Source organism: Mycobacterium sp. SMC-13 (genome assembly GCF_045311035.1).
Taxonomy (GTDB): Bacteria; Actinomycetota; Actinomycetes; order Mycobacteriales; family Mycobacteriaceae; genus Mycobacterium.
Genome location: NZ_JBJIAI010000006.1, coordinates 12,924 through 29,120 on the forward strand (window position 1 = coordinate 12,924; position 16,197 = coordinate 29,120).

The following is a 16,197-nucleotide window of genomic DNA, read 5'->3' on the forward strand; positions in this document are numbered from 1 at the left end:
ATGGCGTTGACCGCGGACGCAGCAATTGACGAGCGGCACCGGAGCGTTGTCGACCTGCTGGACTCCGGCGTCATCACGGAGGTCGAGGTGGCGTGGAGTGACCAGTTCGGCCACGCCTTGGGCAAGCGGGTGCCTGTCGAGCAATTCCGCTCTCGCGCTGGAACTTCCGGGTTCGGCTTCTGCGACGGAGCGCTCGCGTGGAACTCCAACGCGCGGGTGATCGAGAGCCTTCGGTCGACCAACTGGAACACGGGCTACCCCGACGCTTTCGCCGTACCCGACCTGAGCACCTTCCGTGAGTTGCCGTGGCGATCCGGGGTGGGGCACGTCATCTCCGACATCGTCGGTCACGACCGCACGCCGTCACCGCTCGATCCCCGTGCGGTCTTGCGGCGCGTCATCCAGCGGCTGGAGAACCTGGGGTACACCGCGAAGGTCGGCGCCGAGTTCGAGTTCTACCTGCTCAATGCCGACGGATCGATCTTCCAGGACGACGTACACGCCTACTCGCTGCAGAATGCCAACACGCTCGAACCGGTGCTCAGCGCGCTCTATTCGGTGTTGCGCGAGTTCACTTCCCTGGAGGGCCTGCTGACCGAATACGGTCCGGGACAGGTCGAGGCCAATCTGGTCTACAGCGACGCGCTCGACGCCGCGGACAACAGCGCCCGGTTGAAGTACGCCGTCAAGGAGATCGCCCGGCGCAACGGCAAGTTGGCGACGTTCATGCCCAAGCCGTTCTCGGAGCACTCCGGAAGTTCTGCGCACCTGCATATTTCGCTGTGGCGTGACGGTGAGCCGGTTCTGGCCGGCGCCGACGGGACCGAGAGCCAGGTCGGTCTGCACGCCATCGCCGGCCTGCTCGAACACCTGCCGTCGATCACGCTGTTCGGCGCGCACTCGGTCAACGCGTACCGCAGGTACGTCCCCGGATCGTTCGCCCCGGCGACCTTGACGTGGAGCCGGGACAACCGGACGTCCGCCGTCCGGTCGCTGCTGGAGTCGACGCCCGAGGCGACGCGAATCGAACTGCGCACCGGGGCATCCGACGCAAACCCTTACTGGCTCATCGCATCTGCCCTGGCCGCCGTCGTGGCCGGCCTGGAAGCCCGACGCAATCCGTCAGAGCCGCAGACCGGCAATCTCTACGACGTCGGGGTGCGGCTACCGGAATCGCTCAGCGTCGCGATCGCGCTGGCGCGCAGCGATGACGCCATCGTCGACATCCTGGGCGCGGACTCCGTGCATGACTTCGCCGAGATCGCCCAGAGCGAGTGGGACGAGTACTCCAGTGCTGTCACCGACTGGGAATTCCGGCGTTACCTGGAGAATTCATGACCACGACATTGACCGCGCCGCGCTTCGGGGTGTGGGCACCCGTCTACGGAACCTGGGGTGCCAGAACACATCCCGTCGAGGTGCCCGATGCCAGCTACCACCGGACGCGCGATCTCATCGTGCGCGCCGAAGAGCTGGGCTTCGACTCGACGCTGATCGCCCAGCACGTCCTGCATCCGGGTGGTGCCGAACACGACGTACTGGAAACCTGGTCGACGCTGGCCGGGCTGGCCGAGGCCACCAGCCGCGTCGAGTTGATCGGCGCGATCAAGCCGCTGCTGTTCAATCCGCTGGTCTTCGCGAAAACCGTTGCCAATATCGAACAGATCGCCTCCGACCGGGTGGCGATCAACCTCGTCAGCGGCTGGTTCCTCCCTGAGCTGGAGGCAATCGGCCTCGGCGACGTCATGCACGGTGACCGATACGAGTACTCCCGGGAGTGGCTCGACATCGTCGGTCGGCTGTGGCGCGGCGATGCCATCGAATCCGGGCTGGACGGGGCCGTCGCGGCCGGCGCGCAGTTGCGGCCGGCCCTCGAGCGGACCCCGCGCGTCTACCTCGGCGGGGAGTCCGAAGCGGCGCGCGCCCTGGCGGCAGCGCAGGCCGACGTGTTCTTCCTCAACGGGCGGCCGCCACAGGATGCCGCCGAGATCATCGACGACATGCGGCGTCGTGAGCGGAATAAGCCGGAGCCCTTGCAGTTCGGGCTGTCGGCGTTCGTCATCGCCCGTGAGTCGGAGGAAGAGGCGCAGCACGAATTCGAATACCTGCAGGGCCTGGTTGACGGTTCGGGACAGCGGGACCGCACGGTGGGAGCCGACCCGGCCACCGCCATGTTCAAGGTGCACGAGGGTGTCGCGCGCGTGGGCACCAACGGCGGCACGCTGGCCGGGCTCATCGGTAGTTACGAGCAAGTGGCCGAACGGATCACGACATTCGCGAGCCTCGGGATCGACCTGTTCATGCTGCAGTTCCAGCCGCTGGAAGCCGAGATGGAGCGCTTCGCGGCCCACATCCTGCCCCTGTTCCGCTGAGTTGAGAAGGAAATCCCATGACCATCACGGCATTGGCCGCAGGGTCGGTCGCGGACCGGCGGGCGTCGCTGGCGCCGGTCGTCGAGAGGCTGGGCGCGGACGACGCCCAGCATGAGCTGACCCGAACCTTGCACCATGAGGCGATCCGCGCGATCGCCGACACCGGCGTCCTCGCACTCCGGATCCCCCAGGAGTACGGTGGCCCAGGCGGTTCCATCGTCGATGTCATCGAGACCGTCATCGATATCGCGCAGGCCAGCTCCAACGTGGCCCAGGCGCTGCGCGCCCATTTCGGACTCGTCGAGCGGCTCCTGGGTAACCGCGGCGACGACGCCCTGCGGGCCCGCTGGTTCCCCGATGTGCTCAGCGGAAAGATCGTCGGCAACGCGATCACCGAAGCCGTGGGCGCATCTCCCGCGGCCATCGGCACCACGTTGCGTGCCACGGGTGACGGCCGATACCGGTTGGACGGCAAGAAGTTCTACTCGACCGGCACCCTCTACGCCGACCTGATCGCGGTGTCGGCCGAACGCGAGGACGGCCGCGAAGTGCACGTGATCATTCCGGCCGATCGCCAAGGCGTGACGTTGTTCGACGACTGGGACGGCTTCGGGCAGCGGCTGACCGCCAGCGGTGCAACGACTTTCGAGTCGGTGTTGGTCCACGAGGATGAGGTGTCGCTGGTGCCTGCGGATCACCGGCTCGCGCACAGCCAGACGTTCCTGCAGCTGTACCTCACGGCGGTGGCAGTGGGAATTGCCAAGGGCGCCTTGCGCGACGCCGTTTGGTTCGTCCAGAACAAGGCACGTCCCGCCGCCCACGGGCTGACCCCTTCGGCCACCCAGGACCCGTTCATCCTGCAGGCGGTCGGGGAGATCGCCGCCTGGACGTCGACCGCCACCGCGGTCACGCTCGGCGCCGCGGCGGCACTGGATCGGGTGGTGGACTCCGGCCAGATCGACGACCAACAGGCCATCGGTGCTGCCGCAATCGAGGTGGCGAAGGCCCAACTCGTCGCGGAACGTCTAACCCTCGATGCCGCGCAGCGACTGTTCGACACCGGTGGCGCATCGGCCACAGCTCGTACACTGAATCTCGACCGACACTGGCGTAACGCGCGAACCATCGCCAGCCACAACCCGCTGGCGTACAAAGCCTGGGCGACGGGGGATTTCGTTGTCAACGGCGCGCTGCCGCCCAACTCCGGATACTTCTGACCCGCGATGAGAGGACAGACCCGATAGTGGCCGCACCCGTTGTCGTCGTACCGCGCCGGTTCTCGGTCGGTGACGACCCGCGCGTCATCGCGGCGAATGAACTCTTCGACCGGATCGTCCAACTGGTCGAAGCGGCCGGCCTGACACCGCTGGTCGTCGACGATCCGTTCGTGGCGCTGTCCGACGTCGGTGGTCTCGTGCTGCCCGGCGGCGGAGACATCAACCCGCAGCGCTTCGGGCAGGTCGCAACCGCGGCGGTGTACGACGTCAATGACGAACAGGACGAACTCGACTTCACGCTGGCGGCACGAGCAGCGGAAGCTGGGTTGCCGGTGCTCGGCATCTGCCGGGGCGCGCAGGTGCTGAATGTGCTTCGCGGCGGGGACCTCCACATCGACCTGGTACCAGGCGAAGTCCCGCATCGGAGTACGACGGCCGGCGAGTTGTTCGGCTGGCATCCGGTTGCCCTGGCAGCAGGTAGCCGAGTTCGTGCTGCCCACGAGTCCGACCAGATCATCGTCGGTTCGGCCCACCACCAGGGCATCGCGTCACTGGGGGACGGGTTGGTGGCCACCGGCCACGCGGCCGACGGCCTGATCGAGGCGTTCGAGGCCGTCGACGGTTGGGTGCTTGCGGTGCAATGGCATCCGGAGGCGCCGGGCACGTCGGAGTCGGTTCAGCGCGCACCGTTTGCCGCGCTCGCCCAGGCCATCGAAATCGACGAACGCCTAGCCCGCCGCTGAAAACTGCGTCGCCGCCGCAATTCCGAGCAGTCGCTCAAGGCCCGCGCTACCCGACGGTGTCACGACGACTGCCCGGCTGCTGCCGATGCGCCGTACCCAGCCCTGGGTGAACATCGCGGTCGCGATGTGCGCGCCCGCCGCGCCCGCCAGGTGTCTGCGTCGCTCGGTCCAGTCGAGGCACGCGCGCGTCGCGGCCCGGCGCCCCGGTTCGAACGGCGAGCCCAGCGCATCCGTCAGCCACTGGCGTCCATCGGTGGTGAGGGTCAACGACTCGTCGAGCAATCCCGGTCGGAGCAACGCCTCGGTGATGGTCACCCCCAGCCTCCCGGCGAAATGGTCGTAGCAGGTGCGCCCGCGTGCGAGGGCACTGTTGATCACCGCTTCGCGCATGCCGCGTGGCGGTGTGGACGGCTGCTCTCCCAGCACCGCGAGTGACTCGAGCACCTCGGCGACGCCGGCGTCCACCAGCTCGACGTAGCGATGGCGCCCTTGCCGGCGTTCGCTGACCAGCCCCACCGTCACCAATCGGTTGAGGTGCTCGGTGGCGGTCGAGGCTGCGACACCGGCGTGTGCAGCCAATTCCTTTGCCGTCCAGGCCCGCCCGTCCATGAGCGCGATAAGCATGCGGGCGCGCGTACTGTCGGCCATCGCGGACGCAACGGCGGCGAGGCATTCGGCTGTCATAGACCCAGTGTGCGACGGTGACAATTCGGTGGCCACCGAACGGTTCGGCGGCCACGATGTTGGCATCGTCAGCCTTGACCAGACTCGATCGCGTCAACGATCTCGACGGCCGCTGGCCCACACAGTTGTTCTAGGGTGACACCGCCACCGGCAAGTAGCGCCTCGATGCGGTGTAGGAGTTCACCTGAGCTGACGCGTTCATAGAGGTTCGCGCCGGGGCAGGCACTCGATGCGATGTCGCGGTGGCCCGCCAGCGTGCTGGGCGCAACGCCGAAGGTTTGTGCGGCCCATGCGAACGCCACTGCAGTGCTGTGGATCTGGGCCTCAGTGAGAAGTTCCTTGTCGAAGTCGCCCTCGCAGACGACCAGGAAGTGGCCGGCGGTTTCATAGTCGGTCGCTGTGTCGCCCGAGAGCTGCGGGGCCCGCAGCTCGTAGATGTGTCCGTTGCGGTCGACACTGACGTGGTAGGCGATGTCGATCCAACCGTGGCTATCTTGGTGGTAGCGCTGGTGCTGACGCAGGCGCGAAGGTGCTCGCTTGTTGTCTCCGAGTATGACGCCGCTGTGGTGAAGCGTCAGTCGGTTCACCGTATGCCGCTGCCCGCCGGGTCGCGGGGGTCGAGCTCCCCACGCATTGCGACATAGCAATGTCGCGGGGTTCGGCTTGGGTACGGGTGGGACCGTCGAAACTGAAGCGCGCTGTAGTTCTTGCGTCGTTGGGCTTGACGGTGCCGTTGTGCCGATGACCGCTTTGGGGGTGTTGCTACACGCCTCGACTGAGGCGGCGAGTCCTGCGCCGCCGATCAATCGAAGCGCCTGTCTGCGGGTTACGGCGCCTCCGATCGCGTTGGCTGGCGGCAGGTCCATGTCGGACACCATACGTGCGCCGGATGCTGCCTACGTCGATTTTGCGGATGGCCGGGGACACGCTCGATAGGATGCCGGAATGCCGGTCGCTGAGGGGGAAGTATTCGCTGGCTACAGGGTCATTCGCCTGTTGGGGTCGGGTGGGATGGGGGAGGTGTACCTTGCCCAGCACCCGCGGTTGCCACGGCTCGAAGCGTTGAAAGTGCTTCCTACCGCGGTCAGTGCTGATGGTGAATACCGTCAGCGCTTTGCCCGCGAAGCCGATATCGCCGCGTCCCTTTGGCACTCGCACATCGTTGCTGTCCACGACCGAGGTGAGCAGGACGGCCAGCTGTGGATTGCGATGGATTACGTCGACGGTACCGACGCGGCGAAGTTGCTCCGAGACCGCTATCCGCATGGGATGCCGCCGAAGGATGTGGGCGACATCGTGTCTGCGATCGCCGGTGCGCTCGACTATGCCCACGAGCGGTACCTCTTGCATCGTGACGTAAAGCCATCGAACATCCTGATGGCCGACCCACGTTCGTCGGATCGCAGAATCTTGTTGGCCGACTTCGGTATTGCTCGAGGTGTCCATGACACCGGCGGTCTCACGGCCACCAATATGACAGTTGGCTCGGTGGACTATGCGGCCCCTGAGCAGCTTACCGGTGGCGCAGTGGACGGCCGTTCCGATCAATATGCATTGGCCTGCACGGCGTTCCATTTGTTGACCGGTGCGCCGCCATTCGTGCATTCCAACCCGGCTGTCGTCATTGGCAGTCATCTGTCTGCTGCCCCACCATCTTTGACAACGACACGCCCGGAGTTGGCCGAAATGGAGAGAGTCCTGGCCAAGGCGATGTCGAAGGACCCGGCCCAGCGGTTTGGTAGCTGCAGCGAATTCGCGATGGCGTTGGCTCACTCAAGCGTAGGCACAGCCGGCCCGACTTCTGCAACCCAACTTGCAACACCGGTATCCGGTTCATCGCCCGGCGGGCAACAACGTCGGGCCGCGTCACCGCATCAACGCCCGAGTCGTCGGCCGGTGTTATTTGCGGGCGCCGTAGCGCTCCTTGCTGCGGTTGGGCTAGTTGCCTTCGTTGGTGCTCGGTTGGGGGGCACGTCCTCATCTACCTCGCCGTCAGCATCGACACCTCCGGCTGCCGAAGCGGCCCCCGCCAACGAAACGGGTGCTGAGACGGTCACCATGACTGCTCCTGCAGTTACAGTGACGCGCCCCGTCCAGCCACCCGTTGGTGGCGCACCGCCACGGCCGAGGTCGTCATCGGTGCCAGCTGGCGATCTCGGTTTGGGTACCCCGATGACGGCTCCTAGGTGCAACGGTCAGGGAATTGTGATTCTTGGATCGGTGACGACGCCGGGTGAATACGAACAAGGCGTGCAACGACTTCTCGATGCAAATCCAGGCGCGGGCTATCTGCGAACAGACATGTCGTGCCCGTCTCTTCGGCAGGCAACTGACGCTGGGAATCCGATATATGCGGTGTACGCATTCGGTGGAACCACACAGGGCGAGGTGTGTTCCCGGGTGCGAGCTGTAGGCGGAATCGCATACGGGAAGTGGCTGGACATGACCACAGATCCGGCATACATCATCCCGTGCTGAATGGACATCGCGCCATGGCTGGCACCATGGATGCATGGACGAGCCCGCCGCACAGTTCGTGAACCTGCACCGCGGCGATGAACCGCTCCTCCTACCCAACGCCTGGGACTTCGCCTCCGCCGCAGCGTTTGTCCGCGCGGGATTTCGCGCGGTGAGGACGACGAGTCTCGGCGTCGCCGCCTCATACGGACTGCCTGATGCCGCCGGCGCCACCGGGGCGGAAACTCTCGCTCTGGCACGGACATTGGCTCGGCTGCCGGTTCCGGTGACGGTCGACATCGAGGCGGGTTTCGGGATGGACCCGGCAGCTCTGGCCGCGGAGCTGCACGCCATCGGTATCGCCGGGGTCAACATCGAGGACGGCCGCGGCGATCACCTCGCGGCGCTCGACGAGCAGTGCGCGCTGATCGCGGCGTTCAAGGCTGCCGCGCCGGACGTGTTCGTCAACGCCCGCGTCGACACCTATTGGCTGCATCTGCCCACGGCTGACACCACCCGACGCGCATCGGCGTACGTCGACGCCGGCGCGGACGGCGTCTTCGTACCCGGCCTGCGCGACGAGCGCGTGATCGAGCAGCTCGTCGCCGAGCTCGGAGATATTCCACTCAACCTGCTCGCCCAGTTGCCGTTCCGCCGGCTCGGCGAACTCGGCGTCCGTCGCGTGAGCACCGGGTCACTGCCGTTCCGCGTCGCCATCACGCAAGCTGCCGCGGCGGCGACGGCATACGCTACGGGCGCGCCGACTCCCGCCGCGATGTCCTATGACGACGCGCAGGCGCTCTCGCTCAGCTGATCAACTGGCGGCGTTGGGCAGCAACGGCGGGCATGCCCCCTGGGCATCGGTGGCGAGCTCGAAGTGCCAGAGTTCGTTGGCGTAGATCTGGCACAGACCGAAGCGTGCACCGTTGGCGATCAGCCACCTGTCGGCGCTCTGGCCGCCGATGTCGACCGCCTGACCGCTGACATGCTTGGACTGCTGTGACGTCTGAACGTATTGCCGCGCCGCGTTGTAACTGCCGTAGGTCTGGATCGCGTCGTCGAGCAGTTGTTGCTGGAACTCGGGAGTGCGCCAGCCGGAGGTGACCGTCATGGGGATGCCCTCGGCCGCGGCTGCGGTCGCCGCCTGCTGGATGGCGGCCAACAACGCCGGGTCAAGGTGCCCGACGGTGGGGTTGGAGACGTCGAACGGGCTCGCCGCATCGGCGGACGCGGTAGCCATCGGTCCGAGCATTGTGAGCGCACCTGCCAAGGCCAAGGCGGTACCGACGAGTCGCATGGGCACCGACCCTACTCGGCGTCGGCTACCGACTCTTCTCCCGCAGGGACATCGGCGGCGTCGTCGCTGCCGCCAACGCCGCGGCGTCGATCGTCTGACATCGATATGGCAGCGCCTCCAGCCGAGCCGTCATCGTGGCGAGCGGATCCTCCACGACGCCGGTGGTACCGGACAGGAACGCCCACTCGTGTTCGTCACTGCCGAAATAGACCACGGTGCCGAAGGTTTCGCCGAAACGCTCCCATGACCGGAGCAGCGTCTCGTTGCGCCATAGCGTGGGGCAGCCGGCCTGGCCGGTGACGACGGTGCCGATGTCACCACACAGCTTCATGTACTCGGCGCCGTAGAGGCGGTTGTGCTGGGCGGCCTCAGCGCGTTCGTCGGGGAGATCTATGACGACGACGTCATACCTGGGTCCGGAGTAATCTGCCACAAACTCGTATCCATCGGTGTAGTGCACTGTGACGGGGCCGAGTCCGGCTTCGGCCCTTGCCAATTCATCGGGCGTGTAGCCGTAGGGCAGGTGTTCGGCGCAGAGCCGGACGGCCTCGCGGTCGATGTCGACGTGGTCGACGTGCGTGGCCCCGGCGGCGACAGCCATCTGGCTGGCCACACCTTCGCCGGAACCGATGATCAGCACCCGGTCGACGGTCTCGGCCAGCAGCAGCGCCGGCACCATCAGTGCCTCGTGATAGACGAGCTGGCTGAATTCGGTGCTCTGCCGGTCCGAGTCGCTGAACAGTGAGATGCCCTGCTCCGTCCGGCCGATCACCAGATGCTGAAATTCGGTGTGGACATCGCACAGCACATCGGTGAGCTGCCAGGTGCGGGTGATGCCGGGTGCCATCGGCTCGACGATCTGCCGTCCCGCTCCGCGAAACACCGTGTGGATGTGGGCATCTGCCGCACCCACGGCCTGTCGCAGCAACCGGACGGCCTCCTCGGCGTCGGCCGATTCACCGCAGGTGAAGACGTCGACGAACATCGCGCCGCGTTCGGGATAGCTGTGGATCGAGGCGTGTGATTCGGCGAGCAACGCCAACACCGTCACGCCGTGTGGCTCGAAGCGCTTGTCCACCATGTCGCACACCGTGGCTCCGGCCCGCTCGACGGAGGTGCGCAGCAGGTGGCGCAGCCGCACGCGATCGTTGGCCAGGTCGCGGTCGACGCCGGTGAATTCGGCCAGCACGTGACAGCCCGCAAAGCTGCTACCCGGTTGTGACTGCATCTGTGACCTCCACGAATTGCGTTGCCAGCGGGACAAATCCATTGAACGACGAGGCGTAGCTCGTCGTATACGCGCCCGCCGCATCGATCTCGACGAGGTCACCCGGGCGTAGCGTCACCGGCAGCGGATACCGCCGGTACAGCACGTCGTCGCCGTCGCACGTCGGGCCGGCGACCACGGCGTTGTCGACGGGATCACTGTCGCGGTTCGTGCGCAGCCGGTACCGGATGTATTCGTTCTCGGTCTCGGCCAGGCCGCCGTAGCGCCCGATGTCGAGGTACACCCAGCGGCGGCCGTCGGTGCCGGTCCGCACCGACACGACTTCGGACGAGAGCGTGCCGGCCGAACCGACCACCGCGCGCCCGGGTTCGATGACGACGTGGGGTAGCGCCGGGAAGTGCCGTCCGAGGGCGTCGGCGATGGCGCCACCCACGATCGCGACGCCGGGTACGGGTGCGTCGTACGAGATCGGGATGCCGCCGCCCAGGTTGAGTGTCGTCAGGCCGGGTACGGCCTCGAAAATGTCACGCGCGCATCGGATGCCGATCTCCCACGCGTCCGCATCGAGCTGCTGCGAGCCGACGTGGAAAGCCACCCCGTCCGCTCGGAGTCCCGACCGGGCAGCCTGTCTCAACAACCCGGCCGCATCGGCGGGCGCGCAGCCGAACTTGTGCCCGAACGGCGTCACCGACGACGGAAACGTCGGCGCAATGCGACATTCGACGCTCGAGCCCGGCGCGTTCTCGGCGATCGCCGCCAGGCCGGCCGCGGTGTCGAAGGTGAACCGCCGGACGCCCCGCGCAAACGCGTGCGCAATCTCGGCCGGCTTCTTGAGCGGGTTGCCGAACGTCATCAGGGCGCCGTCGATGCCCGCCGCCGCGCACAGGGAGACCTCACCGACGGACGCGACGTCAAAGGCGCAGTCGAGGCCTGCCAGGAGCCGCAGGATGGGCTCGGCCGGGTTGGCTTTCACCGCGTACCGGATTTCGGCCGCGGGCAGGGCGCCGCGTAACGCCGCAACGTTCCTGCGCACCGTTGCGAGGTCGATCGTCAGGTAGGGCCTACCGGGCACACGCGGCAGAGTACTGAACCAATCCGTCCGTCGCGCGCTGATCGGCGAGCGAAGCAATCAGCCGACGAGGTTGATGACGAGGTTGATCGTGCACGCGATGATCACGGTGCCGTAGATGTAGCTGAAGAGGCAGTGCCGGAGTACTTCGGCCCGGATCTGAGAGCTGGTGACGTCGGTGTCGGAGACCTGGTAGGTCATCCCGAGGTTGAACGAGAAGTAGAAGAAGTCGCTGTACTGCGGATCGACATCGGGACTGTTGAAGTCGATTCCGCCGGGTTCGTCGTCGTAGTAGATGCGCGCATAGCGCGCCGTGTACATGGTGTGGAGCAGCGCCCACGTCGCGAGGATCGCGGCCAGCGACATGCCTGCGTACGACGCCTTGTCCGCGTCGTTCGCGGACAGCAGCAGGATTCCGATGGAGGTCAGGCTGGCCGTGAGGATGAGGAACAGGACCAGATCGCCGATCTCGTCGTCGACGTCGGCTTCACCCGCGTGCTCCTTCGTCTGCTCGGGGCCCATCCGCCACAGCGCCACGAGCGCCCATGAGACGTAGCTCGCCGCGGTGACGATGACGACCGCCAGCAGTCCGACGGGCCAACGCTGCAACAGCAGCCCGGTGGCCAGGCCGACGCCGAGGCCCGCCGTCAAGCTGATCCAGAATCTGTTCGCGCCGGAGAGTGAGGTCACCCCATGCATTCTCCGTCAGCTCCCGTAGAGGCGTAGCGCCCGTGCGGCTTCCGTGGCGATCTCACCGCTGAGCCTCGCAATAGGTGGGCCGCCGCGTTGATGGATCACGTTGGCCAGCACCGCGACGTAGGTGTCCGACTCCGCGTCGATCCAGAGGCTGACGCCGGTGAAGCCGGTGTGCCCGAAGCTGCCGACGGGAAAGACCATGCCGCGGGGTCGGGAATGTTCGGTGTCGATGTCCCAGCCGAAGCTCCGGAGTTCTTGTCCCGGGATCGCCGGATAGTCCGGCGCCAGCAGCGGATCTGTTGTGTTGGGCCGGTTTTCGACGGCCGCTCGGCTGGCGGCATTCGCCGCGGGCACCTGCCCGGCGTTGTGCCCCGGTTGTTGCGGCGTCGCCATCAATTCCGCGGTGCTCCGCCCCAGCGGGAACGGGCTCGGACGTCCGGCGAGCCGGTCGATCAGCGCCTGCGCGTAGCGGCCGATGTCCGAAACCGTCGAGAACACTCCTGCGCTCCCTCCGGTGCCGCCCATGCGCCTTGCCGTCGGGTCGTGCACCGTGCCGCGGATCAAGTGGTCGAAGTCGGGGTTGATGCCGGGAGTGTCGTCATCGTGGGAGGTCGGTGCCACGCGCCCCAGTAGGGCGGTACTCCAGGTTCCGGGCGGGCACGGTCCAGCCGGTACGCCTTCGAAAACGATTGCCGTGCCTCGAATCTGGTGCGGGCCGCAGGCCTTGGTGGCGGGCAGATACCGAGTATCGGCAAGGTCCATCGGCGCAAAGACGTTGTCCTGTACATAGTTGTCCAGAGACTCGCCGGTGATCTTCTCGATCAGGGCGCCGAGGATGATGAAGTTGAGGTCGGAGTAGTGGAATCCCTCGCCGGGACCGAACTCCAGAGGCGCGGTGAGCGCACGACGAATGCCTTCGGCCTTGTCGGCGTTTGTCAGCCCCCACGGGCCTTGATGGCTGAGGTCGCCACCCGTACCGGACGTGTGCGTCAGCATCATCCGCACCGTCACCTGGGCGCGGCGTGGGTCGTTGGTCGGATTGAATTCCGGAAAGTACGTCTGGATGGGCTCGTCGACCGCGACCAGGCCCTTTTCGTACAGCTGCAGGAAGGCGACAGTCGTCGCGATGCTCTTCGACAGCGACGCGAGGTCGAATATGGTGTCGTCGGTCATCGGTTCCGCCGGGGCCGCAGATCCGTCCAGCGCGGGTTCGTCACCGAGTCTGCGGGCGCCGTAGGCCTGCCGGAACACGACCTTGCCGGCATGCCCGATCTCGATCACCGCGCCGGGCAACCGATGCGCCGCGAGCGCGTCGTTCACCAGGCGAGATACCGCGGCGAACGGGCCGGCCGGGACGACGCTCGGGACCGGCGTGGCGGCCGCAGTTGTCGTGGCCGGAGGCCGAGCAGTCGGCGGCGAGGTGACGGCCGGCGGCGGCGTCGGGTGTCCGCACGCCGCGAGGGCGAGCATCACCGCGCATACCCGTGCTACGCGCGACCCCGACACCCTCACCGCTTCGACGTTAGCGCCTCACTCTGTTCAGCAGGGATCCGACGATGAGCAGACCGCAGAACCACAGTGGCAGAGCGATGGCGCCGGCACGGGAGGCTGGATCCTGCGTCATCAGGATGTAGATCAGCGCGAAGTACCCGAGGCACAGGTAATTGGTGAGCGGTGACAGCGGTGTCTTGAAGACACCGGCGCCTTCGCGCGCCCGAAATCGCAGATGGCTCAGCGCGATGATGCTCCACGTGATCAGCTCGGCGCCGACCACGACGGGAATCAGGAGTACGAGCGCCTTCCCGGGCAGCACGACATTCAGCAGCACCGCCACGGCGACGAACCCGGAGTTGAGCAGCAGTGCACGGACGGGGACGCCGCGGGCGTTGGTGTGAGCGAGGAACCGTGGCGCCTGGCCGCTGGCGGCGAGGTCGTACAGGACGCGCGCGTTGCTGTAGGTCATCACGTTCGCCACCGACAGTGCGGCGGTCAGAACGACGATGTTGAGCAGCGTTGCGGCGCCGCCGATCCCGAGGCCGACGAGCATCAACACGAACGGGCTGCCCTCCGTGCCCACCTTGTCCCACGGCCAGATGATCAGCATGACGCCGATGGCGCCCACGTAGAAGACCAGGATTCGCAGCAGCACCTGATTGATGGCGCGGGGGATGTTGCGGGCGGGCTCCTCGACCTCACCGGCGGCGGTGCCGAGCGACTCGATGCCGCCGAAAGAAAAGGTGATCGCGACCAGCGAGATCATGAAGGCGCCGAGCCCCTTGGGGGCGAAACCGCCATGCGCCCAGAGGTTCTGCAGGCCGTGCACGTTGTAGTCGCCGGCGCCGAAGATGATCGCGATGCCGATGACGATCATGGCGATGACGGCGGTCACCTTGATCAGCGTGAAGTAGAACTCGAATTCGCCGAACGCTTTTACGTTGAAGGTGTTGGCGGCGGTGATGAGCACCAGGCACACCGCGGTGGTGATCCAGCGGGGCATGTCCGGGAACCAGAAGGCCATGAACTCCGAAGCTGCCGTCAACTCCACCATGCAGACGACGACACAGACGTACCACCAGTTCCAGCCGGCGATGAAACCCGCTGGTTTGCCGAGATATTCGCGGGCGTAGGCCGACCACGACCCCGCGACCGGATGCGCGACGGCCATCTCGCCGAGCATCCGCATCACGCCGTAGAGGACGATGCCGGCGATCGCATAGCCGAGCAGAACGATCGGCCCGGCGGTCTGCACGGATGTGCCCGAGATGAGGAACAGACCCGTCCCGATCGCGGAGCCGAGGGAGATCATCTGCAGATGGCGGTTCTTCAGGTCGCGGTGCATCGGCGCGTCAGCCGGGGCGGTGGTCTCGGCACGGGGCCCATCAGCGGGACGGGTGCTCGGAGCCATCGGGTTGCCTTCCATTCGGTGTATCGCGTGCGGGTGAGGGGCTGGGACTACGTCGGTGCGGCGGGTACGTCGACGCGGGTCTGCAACACCCGCCCGGCCGACTCGCCGCGCATCAGACCGTCATGCGTGGTGTCGTCGACAACCAGGTACAGCGTGCGCCCATCGGCGCCACCGAGGGCGGGTGCGACGGCCCAGCCGTGGTCGATCGGGATCCGATGCGTCACGGTGCCGCCGGCGATGACGCGCAGGAACTCGCCGGTGTCGTAACAGCCGACCCACACGCCGCCCTCGCTGTCGACGCACAGGCCGTCGGGGTGGCGGCCGGTGCCGAGGTCGGCGAACACCGTGGGGGAGCCGAGACTGCCGTCGGGTGCGGTTGTAAAGGCAAGCAGGCGTGAGCCGTTCGTCTCGCTGACGACGAGGGTCCCGTCGGGCAGAAAGCCGAGGCCGTTGGGGACGGCGAGCCCGGTCGCGACGATGCGGACGCCACCGGCCTGGTCCACCAGGCCGATCTCGCCGACGAGTGCATCGCGGGTCTGTTTGTACAGGTCGACGTATGCGCGGCCGTCGGGGACGACGACGAGGTCGTTGGTCGACCAGGCCAGATCGCTGACATCGAACGTCGAAGTGGTGTTTCCGTGGGCGTCGACGTGGTGGATCGTGGCCTCGAAGAGCGTGGACACCACGAGCGTTCCGTCGGGAAGCCAGCCGAGGCCGGAGGCGCGCGGCACCTCGGCCTCGACGGAGAGGTCACCCGTTTCGCCCACCGAGTACACCCGGCCGGCCGGTCCGTCGCTGAACCACAGGTGGCCGTTGCGCCATCGCGGTCCTTCGCCGTACACGAACCCGTCGATGAACGGCTCAACAGCTGTTGACGTCGTCGTCGGACCATTCCCTTCGCTCGATGAGTGCGTAGAGGCTATCCCGTGCTGGTCGAGGACCGATCCGAATCACCGCACCGGATCGGGTGCGACACTGGTCGCGTGACGACTTCAGAGCCCATCGAGCCCGACACCAAGGACTGGACGTGGGTGTTGACGCGCGCCTGCCCTGAATGCGGCTTCGATGCGTCGTCCGTCCAGCCCTCCGATGTCGCCGGCCGGATCCGCGACGATGCCGCTGACTGGGTGCACCGCCTGGCCGGCTCCGGAGTGAAGTCGCGACCGCGGCCCGACGTCTGGTCAACGCTCGAATACGGATGCCACATCCGTGACGTGCACCGAATCTTCGACCACCGCGTCCGACTGATGCTGACCGAGGAGGATCCGCGGTTCCCCAACTGGGACCAGGACGAGACGGCCATCGCCGACGACTACGGTTCGCAGGACCCCGCCGTGGTCGCCACCGAGCTGTTCGACGCCGCGAACATCGTCGCGGACACCTATGCCAATGTGCCGGCGGAATCTTGGAAACGTCGCGGATTACGCAGTAATGGAAGCGAATTCACCATCGCGACCATTTCGCTCTACCACCTGCACGACATCGTCCACCACGCGCATGACGTCGCCCCACGCGGGTGATAGACGTAC

At 66.6% G+C, this 16,197-nt stretch carries 16 protein-coding genes; 7 read left to right on the top strand and 9 right to left on the bottom strand.

Features of this window, described 5'->3' with window-relative positions; all coding sequences use genetic code 11:
- The 4 genes from ACJH6I_RS10630 to ACJH6I_RS10645 are packed head-to-tail and all read left to right on the top strand — an operon-like array spanning position 1 to position 4,332.
- Positions 1-1,338, top strand: a complete 1,338-nt coding sequence (locus tag ACJH6I_RS10630; protein WP_406774446.1) for a glutamine synthetase family protein — start codon at positions 1-3, stop codon at positions 1,336-1,338.
- On the top strand, positions 1,335-2,372 hold the full coding sequence (locus ACJH6I_RS10635) for an LLM class flavin-dependent oxidoreductase (RefSeq protein ID WP_318985792.1): 1,038 nt from the start codon (positions 1,335-1,337) through the stop codon (positions 2,370-2,372). The genes ACJH6I_RS10630 and ACJH6I_RS10635 overlap by 4 nt, the downstream gene beginning before the upstream one ends.
- 17 nt (positions 2,373-2,389) lie before the next feature.
- Positions 2,390-3,589, top strand: coding sequence for an acyl-CoA dehydrogenase family protein (locus ACJH6I_RS10640; RefSeq protein ID WP_318985791.1), 1,200 nt, complete (start codon positions 2,390-2,392; stop codon positions 3,587-3,589).
- Between the two features lie 26 nt (positions 3,590-3,615).
- Entirely contained in the window at positions 3,616-4,332 is a 717-nt protein-coding gene (locus ACJH6I_RS10645; protein ID WP_318985790.1) for a gamma-glutamyl-gamma-aminobutyrate hydrolase family protein, read from the top strand.
- On the opposite strand, the gene ACJH6I_RS10650 is transcribed toward ACJH6I_RS10645, so the two are convergent.
- On the bottom strand, positions 4,318-5,016 hold the full coding sequence (locus ACJH6I_RS10650) for a winged helix-turn-helix domain-containing protein (protein WP_318985789.1): 699 nt from the start codon (positions 5,014-5,016) through the stop codon (positions 4,318-4,320). The genes ACJH6I_RS10645 and ACJH6I_RS10650 overlap by 15 nt on opposite strands.
- A 68-nt stretch (positions 5,017-5,084) precedes the next feature.
- Complete coding sequence (locus tag ACJH6I_RS10655; protein ID WP_212807720.1) at positions 5,085-5,882, bottom strand: peptidoglycan recognition family protein; 798 nt, start codon at positions 5,880-5,882, stop codon at positions 5,085-5,087.
- Positions 5,883-5,961: 79 nt separating this feature from the next.
- Here ACJH6I_RS10655 and ACJH6I_RS10660 point away from each other — a divergent pair, with 79 nt between their 5' ends.
- Entirely contained in the window at positions 5,962-7,494 is a 1,533-nt protein-coding gene (locus ACJH6I_RS10660) for a serine/threonine-protein kinase (RefSeq protein ID WP_212807719.1), read from the top strand.
- A 34-nt stretch (positions 7,495-7,528) separates the two neighbouring features.
- On the top strand, positions 7,529-8,287 hold the full coding sequence (locus ACJH6I_RS10665; protein WP_318985788.1) for an isocitrate lyase/phosphoenolpyruvate mutase family protein: 759 nt from the start codon (positions 7,529-7,531) through the stop codon (positions 8,285-8,287).
- Here ACJH6I_RS10665 and ACJH6I_RS10670 read toward each other — a convergent pair whose 3' ends face one another.
- From ACJH6I_RS10670 to ACJH6I_RS10700, 7 genes are all read right to left on the bottom strand, one after another.
- Positions 8,288-8,725, bottom strand: coding sequence for a M15 family metallopeptidase (locus ACJH6I_RS10670; RefSeq protein WP_318985787.1), 438 nt, complete (start codon positions 8,723-8,725; stop codon positions 8,288-8,290).
- Between the two features lie 70 nt (positions 8,726-8,795).
- On the bottom strand, positions 8,796-9,998 hold the full coding sequence (gene speD / locus ACJH6I_RS10675) for an adenosylmethionine decarboxylase (RefSeq protein WP_318985786.1): 1,203 nt from the start codon (positions 9,996-9,998) through the stop codon (positions 8,796-8,798).
- Positions 9,979-11,070 (bottom strand): type III PLP-dependent enzyme, encoded by a 1,092-nt coding sequence (locus ACJH6I_RS10680; protein ID WP_318985785.1) that lies wholly within the window; start codon positions 11,068-11,070, stop codon positions 9,979-9,981. Before ACJH6I_RS10680 ends, speD begins: the two co-directional genes overlap by 20 nt.
- A gap of 57 nt (positions 11,071-11,127) precedes the next feature.
- Complete coding sequence (locus tag ACJH6I_RS10685; protein ID WP_406774449.1) at positions 11,128-11,757, bottom strand: DUF1345 domain-containing protein; 630 nt, start codon at positions 11,755-11,757, stop codon at positions 11,128-11,130.
- A gap of 15 nt (positions 11,758-11,772) precedes the next feature.
- Positions 11,773-13,233 carry a serine hydrolase domain-containing protein gene (locus tag ACJH6I_RS10690; protein WP_406784109.1) on the bottom strand — a complete coding sequence of 487 codons (1,461 nt, stop codon included), beginning with the start codon at positions 13,231-13,233 and terminating at the stop codon, positions 11,773-11,775.
- Between the two features lie 52 nt (positions 13,234-13,285).
- Positions 13,286-14,668, bottom strand: a complete 1,383-nt coding sequence (locus ACJH6I_RS10695; protein WP_406774450.1) for an amino acid permease — start codon at positions 14,666-14,668, stop codon at positions 13,286-13,288.
- Positions 14,669-14,715: 47 nt separating this feature from the next.
- Positions 14,716-15,510, bottom strand: coding sequence for an SMP-30/gluconolactonase/LRE family protein (locus ACJH6I_RS10700; RefSeq protein ID WP_406774451.1), 795 nt, complete (start codon positions 15,508-15,510; stop codon positions 14,716-14,718).
- A gap of 141 nt (positions 15,511-15,651) precedes the next feature.
- Here ACJH6I_RS10700 and ACJH6I_RS10705 point away from each other — a divergent pair, with 141 nt between their 5' ends.
- Positions 15,652-16,188: a DinB family protein gene (locus ACJH6I_RS10705; RefSeq protein ID WP_406774452.1), complete on the top strand. Its 537-nt coding sequence runs from the start codon at positions 15,652-15,654 to the stop codon at positions 16,186-16,188.
- Positions 16,189-16,197 lie beyond the last annotated feature (9 nt).